15 protein-coding genes and 1 pseudogene are annotated in these 17,007 nt (G+C 37.7%); 12 read left to right on the top strand and 4 right to left on the bottom strand.

The annotated features are described in order from the left end of the window. Window positions 1–9 precede the first annotated feature (9 nt). Window positions 10–573: a TetR/AcrR family transcriptional regulator gene (locus ACZ427_RS11325; RefSeq protein ID WP_461178688.1), complete on the top strand. Its 564-nt coding sequence runs from the start codon at window positions 10–12 to the stop codon at window positions 571–573. A 41-nt stretch (window positions 574–614) separates the two neighbouring features. Further along, window positions 615–797, top strand: a complete 183-nt coding sequence (locus ACZ427_RS11320; RefSeq protein ID WP_461178687.1) for a hypothetical protein — start codon at window positions 615–617, stop codon at window positions 795–797. Between the two features lie 463 nt (window positions 798–1,260). Here ACZ427_RS11320 and ACZ427_RS11315 read toward each other — a convergent pair whose 3' ends face one another. After that, a complete protein-coding gene (locus ACZ427_RS11315; RefSeq protein ID WP_461178686.1) occupies window positions 1,261–2,181 on the bottom strand; it encodes an EamA family transporter in 921 nt (306 codons plus the stop codon). Window positions 2,182–2,290: 109 nt separating this feature from the next. Here ACZ427_RS11315 and ACZ427_RS11310 point away from each other — a divergent pair, with 109 nt between their 5' ends. The 9 genes and pseudogenes from ACZ427_RS11310 (at window position 2,291) to ACZ427_RS11270 (ending at window position 12,500) form a co-directional block, all read left to right on the top strand. Next, window positions 2,291–3,172, top strand: a complete 882-nt coding sequence (locus ACZ427_RS11310; RefSeq protein ID WP_461178714.1) for an AraC family transcriptional regulator — start codon at window positions 2,291–2,293, stop codon at window positions 3,170–3,172. A gap of 199 nt (window positions 3,173–3,371) precedes the next feature. Continuing rightward, window positions 3,372–3,539: a hypothetical protein gene (locus ACZ427_RS11305; RefSeq protein WP_461178685.1), complete on the top strand. Its 168-nt coding sequence runs from the start codon at window positions 3,372–3,374 to the stop codon at window positions 3,537–3,539. A 249-nt stretch (window positions 3,540–3,788) separates the two neighbouring features. Further along, window positions 3,789–3,950 (top strand): annotated as a pseudogene (locus tag ACZ427_RS11300) (NUDIX hydrolase); the annotation flags it as partial. A gap of 39 nt (window positions 3,951–3,989) precedes the next feature. After that, on the top strand, window positions 3,990–4,346 hold the full coding sequence (locus tag ACZ427_RS11295) for an MmcQ/YjbR family DNA-binding protein (protein ID WP_464883429.1): 357 nt from the start codon (window positions 3,990–3,992) through the stop codon (window positions 4,344–4,346). Between the two features lie 209 nt (window positions 4,347–4,555). After that, window positions 4,556–5,230, top strand: a complete 675-nt coding sequence (locus ACZ427_RS11290) for a serine/threonine protein kinase (protein ID WP_461178684.1) — start codon at window positions 4,556–4,558, stop codon at window positions 5,228–5,230. Between the two features lie 1,179 nt (window positions 5,231–6,409). Next, the gene (ltrA, locus tag ACZ427_RS11285) at window positions 6,410–8,221 is read left to right on the top strand and encodes a group II intron reverse transcriptase/maturase (RefSeq protein WP_461180029.1); all 1,812 of its coding nucleotides are present in this window, start codon (window positions 6,410–6,412) and stop codon (window positions 8,219–8,221) included. A gap of 309 nt (window positions 8,222–8,530) precedes the next feature. Next, the gene (locus ACZ427_RS11280; RefSeq protein ID WP_461178554.1) at window positions 8,531–8,881 is read left to right on the top strand and encodes a DUF2200 domain-containing protein; all 351 of its coding nucleotides are present in this window, start codon (window positions 8,531–8,533) and stop codon (window positions 8,879–8,881) included. 382 nt (window positions 8,882–9,263) lie between these two features. Beyond that, complete coding sequence (locus ACZ427_RS11275; RefSeq protein ID WP_461178553.1) at window positions 9,264–9,917, top strand: ribonuclease H family protein; 654 nt, start codon at window positions 9,264–9,266, stop codon at window positions 9,915–9,917. Window positions 9,918–10,106: 189 nt separating this feature from the next. Beyond that, window positions 10,107–12,500 carry a polyprenyl synthetase family protein gene (locus ACZ427_RS11270; protein ID WP_461178552.1) on the top strand — a complete coding sequence of 798 codons (2,394 nt, stop codon included), beginning with the start codon at window positions 10,107–10,109 and terminating at the stop codon, window positions 12,498–12,500. A gap of 385 nt (window positions 12,501–12,885) precedes the next feature. Here ACZ427_RS11270 and ACZ427_RS11265 read toward each other — a convergent pair whose 3' ends face one another. Next, a complete protein-coding gene (locus ACZ427_RS11265) occupies window positions 12,886–13,158 on the bottom strand; it encodes a DUF1292 domain-containing protein (RefSeq protein ID WP_461178551.1) in 273 nt (90 codons plus the stop codon). Window positions 13,159–13,357: 199 nt separating this feature from the next. On the opposite strand from ACZ427_RS11265, the gene ACZ427_RS11260 reads away from it, so the two are divergent. Then, window positions 13,358–14,002: a TVP38/TMEM64 family protein gene (locus tag ACZ427_RS11260; RefSeq protein ID WP_461178550.1), complete on the top strand. Its 645-nt coding sequence runs from the start codon at window positions 13,358–13,360 to the stop codon at window positions 14,000–14,002. Between the two features lie 36 nt (window positions 14,003–14,038). Here ACZ427_RS11260 and ACZ427_RS11255 read toward each other — a convergent pair whose 3' ends face one another. Both ACZ427_RS11255 and ACZ427_RS11250 read right to left on the bottom strand, forming a co-directional pair. Continuing rightward, window positions 14,039–15,955, bottom strand: a complete 1,917-nt coding sequence (locus tag ACZ427_RS11255) for a vWA domain-containing protein (RefSeq protein ID WP_461178549.1) — start codon at window positions 15,953–15,955, stop codon at window positions 14,039–14,041. 16 nt (window positions 15,956–15,971) lie between these two features. Further along, entirely contained in the window at window positions 15,972–16,847 is an 876-nt protein-coding gene (locus ACZ427_RS11250) for an ATP-binding protein (protein WP_461178548.1), read from the bottom strand. Window positions 16,848–17,007 lie beyond the last annotated feature (160 nt).

The raw sequence follows: 17,007 nt of genomic DNA, 5'->3' as shown, positions 1-17,007 counted from the left end.
GAGGCCAAAATGGGTAAAGAAAAGATTAAAAAAATAGCAATTAAACATTTTAACCAATACGGGTACGAGGGAACGAAAATGAGCCAGATTGCAGAAGATGCAGGAATGAGAAAGCAGTCTCTTTCTTATCACTATCCGACCAAAAAGGATTTATTTATTGAATTATACAAGGAAGTCATAAAAGAAGAGCAAGTATTTATCCATCATTATTTTGAGGATCATGTAGAGGAAAATATAGAATTACAGCTGTATAATTTATTAACGGAACATAAAAATCGTTTTCTAACAAACCCGAACGTAACATTTTTATATATTTATTCCTTTTTTTCACCACTAGAAACGTATGAACTTGTAAACTCTCAATACGGTTTGTATCTTGGAAAACTGAAAGAAAATCTAAACTTATGTTTTGCCAAACATAAGTTCCGGAAAAGTCCTGAAGAATGTACCACTGCCTTTGTAACTTTATTAGATGGTCTTGACATTCAGTTAGTTTATGTACCTTATCACATGTATGAAAAAGTACAACAGATTACTTGGGATATCTTTTGGAATGGTATTCAGATGAAATAAGTTATTCACCTTCGATTGAATGAAAAGAATTACCCCGGTTGGTGGACGAATTGCCAGAAGAAATGCTGCCTCGAATGGAAGACTTTTTCGGTCATTTATTTGATGAAGAGGAATTGGAATTGAACGACGAAATAAAAAAGGAAGTGGATGAAGCCCGTGAACGTGTCAAAGGCGGGGAATATGTTACACTGGATGAACTTTTGAAGGAAATTCCGGATGTATGAGCTGAGGATTGATAAGCAAGCGGCCAAGTATCTTAAAAAGATGGATAAACCAACTCGAAAGCGCCGTGGCGATATTTACAAAAAATAGTAGACGTCTTCTTTGCTTAGAAAAGAGGCGTTTATTTTTTATAAAGGTGTTTTTTTGGAATAAGAGTATGCCGTCCTACCTTCCGCAAACCGTGCGAAAACAGCACAAGTGAAAGCACCCATTTATGTACATAGGGACCATTTTGCGGTATAAATGTATCGAAACTTTTTTCATTTTGAAATGTATTTAAGAATGGAAGACTTGCATTCGAGATAATGAAATAAGTATAACAGAGTAACAAGAGGGATTTATAAGTTCAAGGGGAATAGCCATTAAACAATAGTCTTCAGCCTTTTAGTAGATGACTTTAGGTAAAACAATCAATCCATCAAAGCATAGGATTGTTTAGTCAGCTTTGATGGATTTGATTTTTCTCTAATTGTTTTCATAAGAAGCTTTTTTATTAAATGCTAGTAATAGAGTCATACCAATGATACAAGCCATACCCAACCATTGAAAAAAGCCAAAGGGTTCACTTAACCAAATGACCATGGTTAATACTGCTGAAAGGGGTTCTAAGTTACCAATTAGACTTGTCTCTTTAGGTGGAAGGTATTGTAGACTTTCAATGTAAAACCAAAACGCAAACATAGTGCCAAATATAATTACAAAAATTAGATACATATAAATTTCAGCTGTAAAGTTTGAAGAGTCTACTTGCCAGGGAGGGTGGATAAAACCTAATGTAACTCCTCCGATGACCATGGCCCATCCAACAACAACAAGGGAATCAAATTCTTTAAGTAAAGGAATAGCATATAGAGTATAAAAAGCTAAAGCTGCCCCAGATAATATGCCCCAAAAAATAGAGATTACAGGTACGGATAATTCGGAAATGGATCCGTTTGTAAGTAATAAAAAGGTGCCAAGTAGAGCAAGAATAACAGTCATAAAATCCTGTTTAGTGAAGCTGGTCAGTTTACGTAAGAGTAAGTAAATGATGATCATAACAGGAGCAAGATATTGTAATAGAGTAGCAACAGCAGCATTCCCATGATTAATGGAAGCCATATAGGTGTATTGAACCGCCAGCATGCCAAGTAATCCAAAAATGATTATCTGTACAGCTGTTTTTTTATTCTTCCAAATACTAATGATGTGGAGATAATCCTTCCTAACGCATTGAACTGTCAAAAGTAAAGCGCCAGCTATGAGCAACCGAACGGTTACTAGCCAATTTACATGGATAGCGTAATCTTGAAAGAGTTTTTGTGAAACTGTTCCCCCTACTCCCCAAAAGATGGCTCCTATTATAACGAGAAGCAAGCCTTTATTTTTTGTATGTCCTTTTATCATTAATACCACCTCAATAATATAACGATAGTGTTATAATAGTTAAAAAATGATGAGAATAATAGCTAGATCGGATGAAAAAGTATAATTATTTTGAGGTGTTTATTTGCAGATAAAAGATTTTAAATTAGACGAAAAGTTAAAAGAACTTACTAAACATCGTACCATTGAGTTACCAATAGCTTGTTATGAAACGACAATTTCCAAAAATGTAAATGGCTATATTCCACTTCATTGGCACGATGAAGTACAATTTGTTCATGTTACGAAAGGAGAAGGAACTTTTCAAATAAATGAAGAGAAAATTGTAATTAGTGAGGGAGAGGGACTGTTTATAAATAGTGGTCGGCTGCACATGGCTGAAGAAAACCAACAATCAGGCTGTGTCTATATTTGCTTAAATGTTGCACCACATTTTGTTCTGCCAAACGAACTATACATGACGTATGTATATCCTTATATCAAAGCGACGAACTTCCCTTATCTCTTCATTGGAACAAAGCATTCCTGGCAAAAAAACATTTTGAATTCTATACTTAACATTCAGCTTTTGATTCAAGAAGAATCACCACACTTTGAACTTGATACGTTTATGTCGGTTAATCAAATGTGGAAAGAACTTATTATACATGGTCTGCCGTTAGAGTATGACGAAGGAGAAGCAGTAAAACAAAGTCGGATGAAGCAAATGTTAAACTATATACATGTGCACTATGGAGAAAAAATCATGTTAGACGATATTGCAAGAGCTGGTCAATTAAGTCGATCTGAATGTTGTAGGTATTTCAAAAAAATGCTTAGAAAAACACCATTAAATTACGTCACAGACTATCGGATCCAGAAGAGTTTAGTCCTTATTCAGCAACCTGATTCTAATGTGACGGAAGTTGCCTATGAAGTCGGATTTAATAGTACAAGTTATTTTATTAGTAAGTTCCGTAAGAGAATGAATATGACTCCACTTGCCTATAAAAAGGAGCTTCTCAAGGCTTAAATAGTGGGGAAAAGGGAAAGGTTATCATGATTTCAAGTCTACCGTTAAAGGCGCGATAACTTCAAACTCTTACCTATCTGCATAATAAGGCTTATTGAGCTAATGGGCAGGTTGATGAAACCAATTTATTTTTAAATCGTAATTATACTAAGTTCATTACTTAAGGACCACATTGTTTAATAAGTGGAGAGGGATTTTTATGATCAAAGGAATAGAACTAATCTTATTAGGATTAATAATAATGTTAACTGGGATTTTTTCATCTACACAATTGGGGGCTTTGTATGGTAGTATCATTGCGGTAATTGGAGGTCTGATTATAGGAGGAAGTGCTTCTTCCTTGGCAATAAAAAAGTTGGGTTCATAATTCTAAAATATTAAGGAATAGGGCGTTTTCGTGGAATAATAAATGTGTCCATTATTGCTTTTAGGGCCAAAAAATATTTGTGTGTTTCTATTTGTTTTAAATGAGGAAGGTGAGGATTTGATAAGAGTAGATATTGCGTACGCATTGATTTGTAAAGGAAATGAAGTTCTTGTGGTTAATAATCAAGGTGGTACCTAGTCTCTTCCTGGTGGAGCAGTTGAACAAGGTGAAACACTAGAGCAGGCAGTTATCCGAGAAGTTGCAGAGGAAACAGGGTTAACGATAAAAGTTGGAGAAATTGTTGCAGTTAACGAGGCCTTTTTCAAAGAAAATGGTCATCACGCATTATTTATAACATTTAAAGCAGAGGTAATTGAAGGAAAACCCTCAATCTTGAAAGTTGGGGAAACGTGTTATCTACACGTTGATGAGGTGGAGGAATTATTCAGCATGGTAACTAGAGAAGATATCTTTAAGCACGTCAAAGAAAACTACGGTACATTGCCTGATTATCCGTTCAAGAAATTTCCAAACTATGCTGCTTTGAGACATGCATCCAATGGAAAATGGTATGGTCTTGTGATGAATGTTCTTCCTGAGAAATTAGGAATAGATGGAAGCGAGGAAATGGATATTTTGAATCTAAAATCTCCCCCCGAGTTAAATGATATTTTAAGGAACGGACGAGACATTTTATCTGGATATCATATGGATAAGGAACATTGGATTTCACTTGTTTTAGAACGTAACGATCCAGAGGGAGAAATTTACAACTTAATTGAGCAAAGCTTTCATTTGACCAAGTAAAAAAATTCCACCTGTTCCGCAATAGGGCGCTTTTCTGGAATAAAGATCAGTGCCCATTTTTCATTTAAAGGGTCAGATTGAGGAAGATCGTCCTTAAGATATTAAAGAAATCATATAAATAATAATATGATTTTTGTTAAGAGTATTAGAGTTTCTCATAAAGTAATTAGATAGCGCAGTTTTCTTCAATGTTAATGAAAGGAGCTTATATGGAAAACGATTGGGATATAGCAATGGATTCACTTTCTAAAATTACTGTTTTTTCTAATCCAAATAACGAGCCTGTAACCATAAGTGGGGATGCTAATGACTTGAAATGTACAGGTGTAGGGACAGATGCGGCCGTTTTTCAATCTTTAAACGCTCCAGCTTTTGCGTTTAAAAAATATGCTAAGGACAAAATAGCTAAAGTAAAAGTTGAAGCAAATGTTTACCAGATATTAGGAGATTTACCTTTCTTTTCAACATGTTTTGCTTCTTATGACGAATACCTCGTTTTAAGCTACGAGGAAGGAAAGACTCTCTTTGACTGCGTTCTACAAGGGATTCACATTCCAGAACAAGTTATAAATGACGTGGAGGATGCAAGAGAATATGTTCGTACGAAGGGGCTTAACCCACGTGATATCCACTTGAAAAATATTTTACTTCAAAACGGAAGAGCAAAGATACTTGATGTCTCTGAATACATACTGCCAGGTAATGATTTCAGGTGGGAACATCTAAAAAAAGGGTATGAACAATACTATCATTTAATTGATGGAAATTCTGTACCGTTTTGGTTAGTAGAAACAATTCGAAAGTGGTATAACCAACGGAATAAATATTCTTCTACCTATGAGGAGTTTATAAAATCTATTGTGAATTTTTTGTATAAAAAATAGGAGAACAGCCTCATTCACTCAAAGTATTCCATGAATTGATATGCAACAAAATGGTGCTTTGTCGAATAATCGAATAACGTATTCGTTATCGAGCTAGATTGAATAAGTTAATTAATTTGAAAGAAGAGGTGTTTATTTGAAAAATGAATTGAGTCCACCGAAAAACACAGTCTAATTAGTTATCTTTCTCTTATCACAGGAGTTATTGGCTGTTTTATTGTTTTCGTAACACCTACTAGAATAGCGATGTAACGTTGGAAACTTAATTGGAGATAATATAACATTTTTCCTTACTGGAGGAAATATTATATTATCTGTTATTGGACTAGTGAAAAAACAGAAAAAAATATAATTCCTATAATATCTTTTTTGAAGCCTTTTAATCTTTTCGAGTCCCCTTAATCAGGCGCGTTTGTTGTGCGAAATGTTCCTAGTTTAAATGGGGGATGGTCACATCACTCCAGTAAAGGCTAGGCAATTCCTTCTGGAATTGAAGGATTATATCAAAGAATCAAATGAAGAGGTAACGCTTGGAAGGGTTCTCTCTTAGTCGATTAGCACTCGATTTAGTAAGAATGACAGTGTTAAAAGCTCGATGAAAAGGTGTAAGAATTTACCGTAACAGTGCAGTTCAGCTGACGAAAGCCTACCCGATGGGGTGGTGTAAATCATGATGCTTGAGTTGAATGAATATGGTGAGAATGCAAATAAACCTACCATAAAAGGTTACGCTGACAAACTTCTGAATGTACGGGTCTAAACGCGCAATACGTAGAAATGTGTATATCACTTAAATGTGAGGTTAGCAGTGGTCGAGTAAGACTTGCAAATATGAAAGGCCATGATATGTTACAGGCATATGAACGGCTAACAGGCTTACAGGAAGCACCTAAGTTCATTCTATAATAGATATAATTCAACGTTGTAAGCTGATAACGTGGAGGACTTACTTCCCTTGAAACGGTGTTAAGGAAAGCAATAGTGAAAATAGCTACTGTATAACTCAACTTTGTATCAGTGAAAGTGGTGGCACAGTACCAATGAAATGTCTAATCAACATGGAGGGATAGCCACTAGACTAATGAAGAATCATTCAACCATGTATGGCAGTTCTTTATCGGTTAACAAGGTTCTTGTGAGACTAATAGAGGTTCAACTCCTAAGGGGGTCACCGACTTGTTGAAACGGAAGAAACTGAGACATAGCGAGTATTATGATATGCAACATTGTTTTGATAACTTATATACTCAAAGTGTTAATGGTCAGAATTTCTATGACTTAATGAATTTAATTAGTTCTAATGAAAATATACGTCTTGCTTACCGCAACATCAAGAGAAACACTGGGAGTAAAACGGCTGGAACAAACAAGTTAACAATCGATGATATTAAACATTTGTCAGTTGAGAAAGTTATTGAACACGTTCAGAATATGCTTAAAGCATATAAACCAGATAGTGTTAGACGTGTTTTTATCCCAAAAGCAAATGGAAAAGTAAGACCATTGGGGATCCCAACGATATGGGATAGAATTGTTCAACAATGTATCTTACAGGTATTAGAACCAATTTGCGAGGCAAAATTTCATAAACATAGCTACGGCTTCAGACCAAATAGAAGCACGCATCATGCAAAAGCAAGGTTTGAATCGCTCGTTAATATGGCGGGGCTTTATCACTGCATTGATGTAGACATAAAAGGATTTTTTGATAACGTTCACCATAGTAAATTACTTAAGCAAATTTGGTCACTTGGAATAAAGGATAAGGCATTACTTTCTATCATATCCAGGTTATTAAAAGCAGAGATTGTTGGAGAAAGTGTACCAACAAAAGGAACACCGCAAGGTGGTATTCTCTCCCCGCTTTTATCGAATATTGTTCTAAATGAACTTGATTGGTGGGTAAGTAATCAATGGGAAACTTTTCAGACCCAATATGACTATAAACATTCTGGAAGTAAAGCACAAGCACTCAAAAAATCAAAGCTAAAAGAATGTTACATTGTCAGATATGCCGATGATTTCAAGGTTTTATGCCGCACTCGTTCCCAGGCAATCAAAATGAATTATGCTATTAAAGACTTTCTAAACAAGAGGTTACACCTAGAGACAAGTGAAGAAAAATCAAAAGTAATTAACTTAAAGAAAAAATCGTCAGAGTTCCTTGGATTCTCTTTCCGAGTAAAAAGGAAAGGTAAAACGAGGTTTGGGCATGTTGCCCAATCAAATATGGCGAAGAAAGCTAAACACAGCGCACTTATAAAAATTAAAGATTCTATTAAAGCAATACAGAGAAAGCCTTGTGCTGAAACAGTTTGGCACTATAACACTGTCGTAATGGGAATCCAAAACTATTACGCAGCAGCTACTCAAATCATGAATAATTTAAGTGAGTTGTCCTCCCATCTCAGTAAGACCTTATATAATCGGCTAAAGGACTTAAGAAAAGAAGCAACGTTTTCAGACATGACTAAAACTTTACAAAAACGCTATAAAGGTTGTAAAGCAAGATTGCATAAGACACAGAACATGGTATTTGTCCCAATTCATGCCCAACGGCATAGAACAAATCTTTGTTTTTCTCAAGACATCTGTAATTATACTGCCGACGGCAGGATTAAAATCCACAACAATCTCAAAGCGATTAACAAAAGTATATTAAGTTACGTCATGAAAAATTTTATTCCAAATCGAACGATTGAGTATAATGACAATCGCATTAGTAGGTTTATTGCACAATATGGAAAATGTGCTGTCACAGGTATTGAACTTGGCAAAAATGATTGGCACTGCCATCATAAAAAGCCTTATCATCTATCTAAAGATGATCGGTATTCAAACTTGATAGTGCTACATGAATTTGTTCACCGACTGATACATCTAAAAGATGTTGGAAAAATTAAAACCATAATCGATGCTTTACAGTTAAACAATAAACAAATAGATAAAGTCAATAAATTACGGAAACAGTGCAATAATTACACAATCTGATTGGAAATAAACGTGCTTCATCATGTCATAGAACTGAATGAATTGGATTAGTTGGGGCGCCGTATGCAATGAAAGTTGCACGTACGGTGCTAACGAGGGGAAAAGGGGGCGATAACGTCAAACTCTTACCTATTCGTATGAATTAAGAAGGCTTCATTTGTATGGGGGGGGTAATTACCTAATTTGCAGCTACCCAGAACGAGTAGAGACATTCATACTGATATTTTAGATGTCCACACAAGGTTAACCTGCTTTTGAATGATATAATTAGAAAATATAATCAAAAATACATGAAAGGAAGGATGTATCATGACCAAACATAAAATCTATACAATGAGTGTCGCAAATGTCTATCCCCATTATGTTACGAAGGCGGAGAAAAAGGGACGTACGAAAATGGAAGTTGATGAAATCATCCGTTGGTTGACAGGATATAGCCAGGAAGAGTTAGAAGCGCAACTGGAAAAACAGACAGACTTTGAGACCTTCTTTGCGGAAGCCCCCCAACTGAATCCCGCGCGTCCTTTGATCAAAGGTGTGGTCTGCGGTGTCCGAGTGGAAGACATCGAAGAACCAACGATGCAGGAAATTCGCTATTTGGATAAGCTGATCGATGAGTTAGCAAAGGGTAAAGCGATGGAGAAGATTTTGCGGAAATAATAAGTGAAAACGAAGAAACACTGCTTCCATTTATAAAATATAAAAGAATAGGTGTTTTTTTGTTGGCAGGTAAGAAAGTACAATACTTTCTTACTGCATAAGTGCGGGCTTGGGATTCGCCTAATCTATAGCGAATCCCGAGTTTTCTGAAAACGACAATGAAAAATCTTTTGATCGCCTTGATTCACTGTACAATGAACAAATTGACTAAATAATGTAAAAGGACTACGTAACGATTTGTTTTGTAGTCCTAAGCTATGTGAAAAGAGCATAAGTTACAGACCAGGATTTGACGATAAGCCAGGTTTTCTAATGTATAAAAATAGGGCATACTAATCATAAAGAAATATGACAATTATTCTATCTTAAAGGGGGGCTGTTTGTGAATGTACGAATTGAATTAACTTACCGCACACCAAAAGGAACAGAAACAACGTTTAGCTCCGATGAAATGCGGGCGAAAAAGGCATTACTGCTTGTAGAGGATCTGGAAAAAACAAAGCGCATGAAACATGTTATGTTCATTGACAGCCATGATAATACATGGAACTTGAAGGAATTAAAAAAGCAAATGGAGGAAATTCGAACAGAACCTCATGATGTGACGGTATATTTTGATGGTGGCTTTGATTTGAATACAAACAAATCAGGATTGGGATGTGTCATTTATTACAAACAAAACGACAAAATATTTCGGCTGCGAAAAAATGCACTTGTTGAAGAACTCGAAACGAATAATGAAGCTGAATTTGCTGCATTTCATCTTGGGCTGCAGGAATTGGAGCATTTAGGTGTTCATCATCTACCCGTTATGTTTCACGGTGATTCCCAGGTTGTCATCAATCAGTTGAAGGAAGACTGGCCTGTCTATGAGGAGGAATTATCCAAGTGGTTAGATCGTATTGAGCGTAAAATCAATCAGCTTGGAGTTGATCCCGAATACGAGCTCCTGTCCCGTAAAAAGAATAAAGAAGCAGATCAATTGGCCTCCCAGGCTCTAAGAGAAATTGAAATAGAAAGCACGATGGAAAAATAGGGGCCTGTCCCCCACTACACTAAAGCGCTAAAGTGGGGGCTGATCCTCAACGCTTGGCTTTAAATGTGGAACTTTCGCGGATAGCTTTTTGAGCGTAAAAATGTTATTTTTGAACTATATGTTATTAGTTTTATAGAATATTGATTTTATTGTATGGCATATAAATAGGAGAAAACATGAAGCGGGAGAATGTGTCATATGAACGAAGAATTAAACAAAAATGCCAATGCATGTTATCGAAAGGCGGAACAGAAAGCAGCTGATTATTTTACATCACTCTTTGCGCAGCTCAAGGAAGAGACTTATATTTCTACCATCACAAAGGATATCCATTCCTGGAAACAGAACCATATGTCATCTCCAGCTTTCTTTTTCTTTTCTAACCGTAAAAAAAGAAATCCTGATCCGATGGCATATCACAGTTATATAAGATGGCTAGACCACACAGGTAAGCTGGATAATTATCTGAACCGAAGCATCTCTTATATTTTCATGCGCGATCTGGGAAAAGCACTGGACGCTACCACTACGCAAAACAGGATTCAGCAGGTAGTTGCCAGTTTAAAAAAATATTTGAAGCATTCCACTACGACAAATCAAAGCAGCAGGACGGAACCGTTCAGTATGGCCGGAATGTACGAGCTTGCCAGAAAGGAAGGGGTTGAATCCAGCTTCTTTTGGTTAATAGATAAATTAAAGACGGTGTCTTCCAATATTCCAAAGGGAATGAATGCGGAAGAAGCGCAGCGGAAGCTTATCAAAATCATTGCCGGGGTACTCATGCACGAGATTGAAGAAATGGGGGATGAGATATCGCCTGAAGAACGTGCTCAAAAGCTGGATAAAGCAATCAGGCTTGGCTATGCTTATGGTTTGACATATCCCTTCATTGACGACATTTTGGATTCAGATGTTTTATCAGCTGAAGAGAAAAAACAATATTCTGATTTGATACGCACAACCCTTATCACAGGATCTGTGCCGGAGTTAGGGGAGTGGCGAGGTAATAATAAGAAACTGATACACTATATTCATTCCGAACTCCGGGATGCCTTTGAATATATAAAATCGCATCAGCGAGAAGCAACAAGAAAACATTTTTTCGAGCAATCTTATGTGTTTTTTCATTCCCAGGAAGCCGATCGTGCAAAGGATTTATCCAACGGAAATTATTCCAATGAAGAGCTTTATATACCGGTCATTCTAAAATCAGCATCTTCACGGTTAATTGTACGATCCGTACTGGGAACCTCTGAAGATGAAGGTTTTGACAGGCGGACATTTTTTTACGGCATTTACAACCAGCTGGCAGATGATTTTGCAGATATGTTTGATGATATGAAAGATGGTGCTGTTACACCATATACCTATTACATGAAATATCATGATCAGCGTCCGGATCTGATTAATCCCTTTGAACTATACTGGACAGTCATATCCTATTTAATTCATAACGTTTATCATTCAGATACCAAGACATGTGAAGTGATTTTGGACCGTGCGATAAATGGTCTGAAACGATTTAAACAACGAATGGGGACCGAGAAGTACAACGAAATAATGGAGTTATTTGCTTCCGGAAATCCGAAATTCAATCGGCTCATTCAAAAAATGGTTCGAAAAGCAGGGAATGTCGACTTCTTCGATAAACTGCTTCGGGACCGTATCATTACGACACTAAGGAATGAACGAAAAGAGCGGGAAGAATTTTCAAATACGGTTGAATCTGCACGCGCACAGATCAATAAATTTCTGCCTATTCCTGAGACGGATCACGAATCTCATCTGAATGAATCAATCATAGAAGCTGCAAATTACAGTTTAAAAAATGATGGAAAGCGACTCCGCCCAGTAGTTTCCTGGGTCATGGGGGTGGAGGAATATGGGCTGGATAAATCGGCAATTATACCACTCCTCAAGTCATTGGAATATATGCATACTTCCTCTCTGATTTTCGATGATCTTCCATCCCAGGATAACGCGGACATCCGCAGGGGGAAACCAACCCTGCATCAGGTATATAATATCGCTATCTCTGAATTAACCGGACTTTTTTTAACCCAAAAAGCCGTGGAGGAACAAGCATCTCTTGATGGGTTCTATCCAAAATCGGTACTTCAGCTGATTCAGTATTCTGCCGCCAGAACTGCAGATATGTGCCGAGGCCAGGCAATGGATCTAGGCTCCAAGGGAAAAGAGCTGACACTGGAAGAATTAAATACCATGTGTTTTTATAAAACCGGTATAGGATTCGAAGCATCCCTTCTCATGCCTGCAATCCTCGCAGGTGCAACGGAACCGGAGATGGAAGCTTTGAAAAAATATGCCTATCATGCCGGTATCGCTTTTCAGATTAAGGATGATTTGCTTGATGTGGAAGGAGAATTTGCTTCACTTGGAAAGCCGCTCGGAAATGATGTGGATAACAATAAATCGACATTTGTTTCTGTCTTGGGCGCTGAGGAGGCAAGAAAAGCGCTTGGGGAACATTATTATCTCGCAATAGAAGTATTGCAGGAGGTGCCGTGCAAAACCTCTTTTCTCAAGCATTTACTGGATTATTTTGTAAATAGAAATTATTAAGCAGCGTGGGGCTTTATGAGAGTGTGTGATATTTAGCAGAAACTGCCGGGACTGATTGACAGGCCCGGCAGTTTTCGTGAGCGCCGGACTTTTGGGCACGAGCGCTGGACCTCTGGGCCTGAACGCCGGACTTCGGGCCGTGAGCGCCGGACCACACGTCACGAACGCAGGACCAGCATCCGCCGAGTGCCGGCATCGAGGCCACAAATGCACAACCAAATTAATCCACACTCTCTGCCCAATAAATGTAACTACATCATCTGCCTGGGAGGTTGATTCTTCACAAGCTTTCTGTAATGTGAAAAAAACACCCGTAACTACTTATTCCGAGTGATTTTAATAATCTGATTTGTGTTTTTGGTTTCGAAATGAAACGCTTTAGCCTTTACGCCTCTTCCTCTTCTAAAATTTCATCGAATGCACCGGATACTTTTTCAAATTCATCATCGTCTTCAATAGCTGATAAGTCACTATCGGCATCGATTTTAAGAAAAAAGAGATCAATTTCATCTTCACTTTCTTCCTGCAAATCTTCTAAAAAGCTGACAGCCACATAGTCCGTCTCTTCTAATGTCACCTTAGCCAATACTTCAACTGCTTGTTCTTCCTGGGTTTCATCACTAATAGTAAAAACTTCCCCAACTTTGATTTCATCCATTTTAGAAGTCCTCCTTTTGTATGTAATGTATGGATAGGATCAATGCTTTACGTTTCTTTTAAAAGGTTGTTCAAAAACTCATCAAATTATAACCTGAAATCTTTTTATTTAATTGTGGCCGTTTAATAATATCCCGCATTATTTCATTGGAATGGTTCATTCTATATGTTAAGTGACAGTATTTCAGGGAGCGGGATGTATGAAAAAAGGAATAATCGTTGGCGTCGTTTATGGAATTATTTTATATATTGCATTTTTATTTCGGGATCCTTTAATGGAATGGCTGGATCACAGTGACCTGTCACAGCTTCCACTCATGTTTTTTCTTGCGGTATTTTTTGGTGTGATTCCAATTATTCCTTTTACCGTTTTTGCAGGAGTGATGGGGGCGAAGTACGGTGTCTGGATTGCTGCAGCTATTAATTGGACGGGTGCTTTTGGCGCTGCAATCATTATTTTCCTGTTGGCACGGTATTTTTTCGTTGATCAGTTCCAGAACTATATAAAAAGGTATGACAAAATAAAAAAATTTGATTCAATCTTTTGGCATAATGCATTTATCGCTATCCTGATTAGCCGAATGATCCCAATTATTCCTCCCCCGGCTGTCAATATCTATTCGGGTTTAAGTACAATAATGTTTAAAACATACGGTGTGGCAACAGCTATCGGGCTAATCCCCGGAATGATTATGTATGCTTACCTGGGGAATCAGTTATTTACTTCCATCCAGTCATTCATTGCAGGTGTCCTTATGTATACCGTATTTATTTTTATTGTTATTGTATTTTATCGTTGGTGGTATAAAGGTAAAGAAAGCTATTTTGGCAGTAAGAAAGCATGAAAATTTCTTACTGCCTAGACAAAATCAAAGGCATTCTTAAATGGTTTTCAACAGCAATTTCTTCAGCAATGGGGTGAAATGTTCTGGCAGCTCTGAGACACTTGGAATCATGAGCCGCTCTCTACCATATATATTTTTCATTGTCTCGTCTTCATTTTCTTCTACTTCACCATCTGCTAAAAACATGCCAATGACGTCAATCCCTTTTTTACGTGCGTTAATGACTGCCTCATGGGTGTCAATAATTCCATTTTGGTTATAATTTGCAGCAGCCGGTTCCCCATCTGAAAAGACTAACAGAAACTTGTTCTTCTCTCTTCTCGCTTGAAGCTCTTTTGTGGTTGTCCGGATACTAAAGCCGTCACGGTTATCTTCTTGTGGTTCCAGCTGCATGATTTTAGCGCCGTGATTTTGATAAACAGAATCATCGTACGAATGAATAACATGCGCATAATTTGGTTGATATCCTTCTCTTACATCATTTGCATCCTCCCAAAAACCGATAATGGAATGAGGGATTTTTAATTGCTTCAGTACTTCATGAAACAGCACCACCCCTTTTTTTGTTTCCTCCATTTTATTATGCATTGATGCAGAGCAATCGACAAGCAGGGTAAAGACAGCATCGATATCCTTTGATTCCAAATCTTTTTTATAAAATATACGCCGATTATTCGGATCCATGACAATTGGTAAGAGGTGTTTTGACAGTCGGCCAAATAATAAATCCTTACGGGGAGCATTTTTTTTATGCTCGAGGATTTTTTCAATGGTTTGGGCGAGTCTCCGTTTAAAGGGTTCAATAGCCAGGACAAATTCCTGATACAATTCCATCTCTTCTTGTGATGGAGTTGTTGCTTCTTTTACCAGTTTCACCGCATTCTTATTTTCCTCTCCATAAATACTTTCCTTATCCGAATTTCCCTGATTCTTTTCTTTTTTATCCAGTGATTCCATTTCTGAATAGTCATTTTGTTCACTTTCTCCGGAGGTTCCCTGGATGGAGGCCATCGCCTGATCGCCTTCCTCTGTCTCTCTGGCCCCACCACCAAGTAAGCTTGTTTTCGTTCCTTGTTCCAGCTCAAATTGCAGGAAGGTGTTGTTGCGATCACCACTTTCACTTTCCCGATGCCATGTGGAAAATTTTTCATCTATATATTCGCTTTTTTCCGGATCCACATCTTCCTCGTCATCATTTGCCAGTGGATCTGTCCGCGTCAATTCATCAAATAATGTATTCTCTGTAAATTGTTCGATATGGGTGATGGGAAAGATGAAATACTCATTCATGGAGTCACGGTATTCTTCCTCCAATCGAAAGACGATTTGCTCAGCAATTGTCGTAATGTCTCTAGTGCTTTTCGCCTCAAAGACAGAATAAAGGAGAGGGGTTATCTTTTCTAAATATGCCACCTGCTTTTCATTCGCCTTTGGAAATATAGGATCAGGCTGGTCTGATTGCAGTTTCAGATAGATAAGACAAAATAATTCATCCAGTGCAAGACTTCTCGTTACATTTGTTCTTAATTGCGTTTCAAAAAAATGTCTGAGGTAGTTTCGGCGGGTTTCAAACGTATCCTTTGTACCTGGACGCTCTTTTTTCACGATTTCCTCCAACCGGATATCTTCCAATAAGGTAAGCAGCTGAATGGCAAACTTTGGCAAAGTCGTTGATTCAGTCTGTTCCAAATAGCTTTTCAGTGATGGAATGGACGAATAACGCAATGTGCCAATTGTTTTCAAAAATACATCCGATTTAAAGCCTGCTTCTTTGATCTTCTGGTTGCCAATATCCCAGGACGTACTTGCGGTAACTTTGCCACCTGCTATATCAATAAAAGATCGATAGCTGTATTCAAATTTCAAGTCGGTATTACCGGATAGTACGGTAGCCAAATTCTGCAGCTGTAAAAAAAGATTCGTGTCCACCTTGGTATGATGAAAACGGTACATGTTACATTCTCCTATCCTAGAACAGTGTTTCGCTAAGGTTTTTCACAAATTCCTTTTCTCTGTCTTCTTCCAGTTTATCGATAATTGCACGTTGAATTGCTCGTCTTGGCGGAATAAGCACACTTAAGTCACAGGCATCCAGCAATGCGCGAATGGAAGCTGCATCTTCTGTCAGTTTTCCCTGATAAACAGCCTGAATAAGGTCTGCGGATAATTGCACGAACAAATCGGTTGTTTTCTCATCTGTCAGCCTGGTGTTTGTCTGAATCAATTCTTTGAGCTGTTCCCCTTCAATATAAGGGACATCGATAACGATGAAACGATTTTTCAATGCTTCGTTAAGTGGTACTGTCCCGATATATCCCTCATTGATTGCAGCAATCACACCAAATCCTTCTTTTGCCGTAACGATTTCGTTCGTGAATGGGTTGGTGATTGTCCTTCGGTAGTCAAGCACCCCATTAATAAGTGGCAATGTCTCCGGCTTGGCCATGTTGATTTCATCAATATATAAAAAGTCCCCATAGTCCATGGCATTAATCACAGGGCCTGGAATAAATTCAATCATTTGTTTACTGCCTTCGTACGCTAATGTCTTAAATCCTAGCAGGCTTTCCGCATCCAGATCAACAGAGCAATTGACGCTGAACATCGGCTGGTTAAACAACCCAGAGAGTGTTTCAGCGAATTTCGTCTTTCCTGAGCCTGTCGGACCTTTGAGTAAGATGTTTTTTCCCATACTCAACGCAGCTATCGCATCACTTAATAAATTCATATCCGGTGGCACATACCCGCCGTCTCTGATTAATTCTTCAAATGTATCGATTGTTTTCCTTTTTGTCGAAGCTAGTTGTTTTTCTATATTTTCAGGTAACTGATTCACTAAATTCATATACAACACCCTTTCAAAAATAGTGTAGACTTTTTTTGGCAGAATAACAAAAAAATAGGGTTGAAGCCTTACAGATTGTTGGTTTTGAGCCCAATTACGGAATGATATCAGTCCACATGCGTAATTTTTATGTCCAAAGAAGTATAAATTTCATTGATAA

The organism is Virgibacillus ainsalahensis (assembly GCF_055380755.1).
The sequence above is the reverse complement of the archived record's forward strand: the minus strand, read 5'-3'. Positions and strand labels throughout refer to the sequence as shown.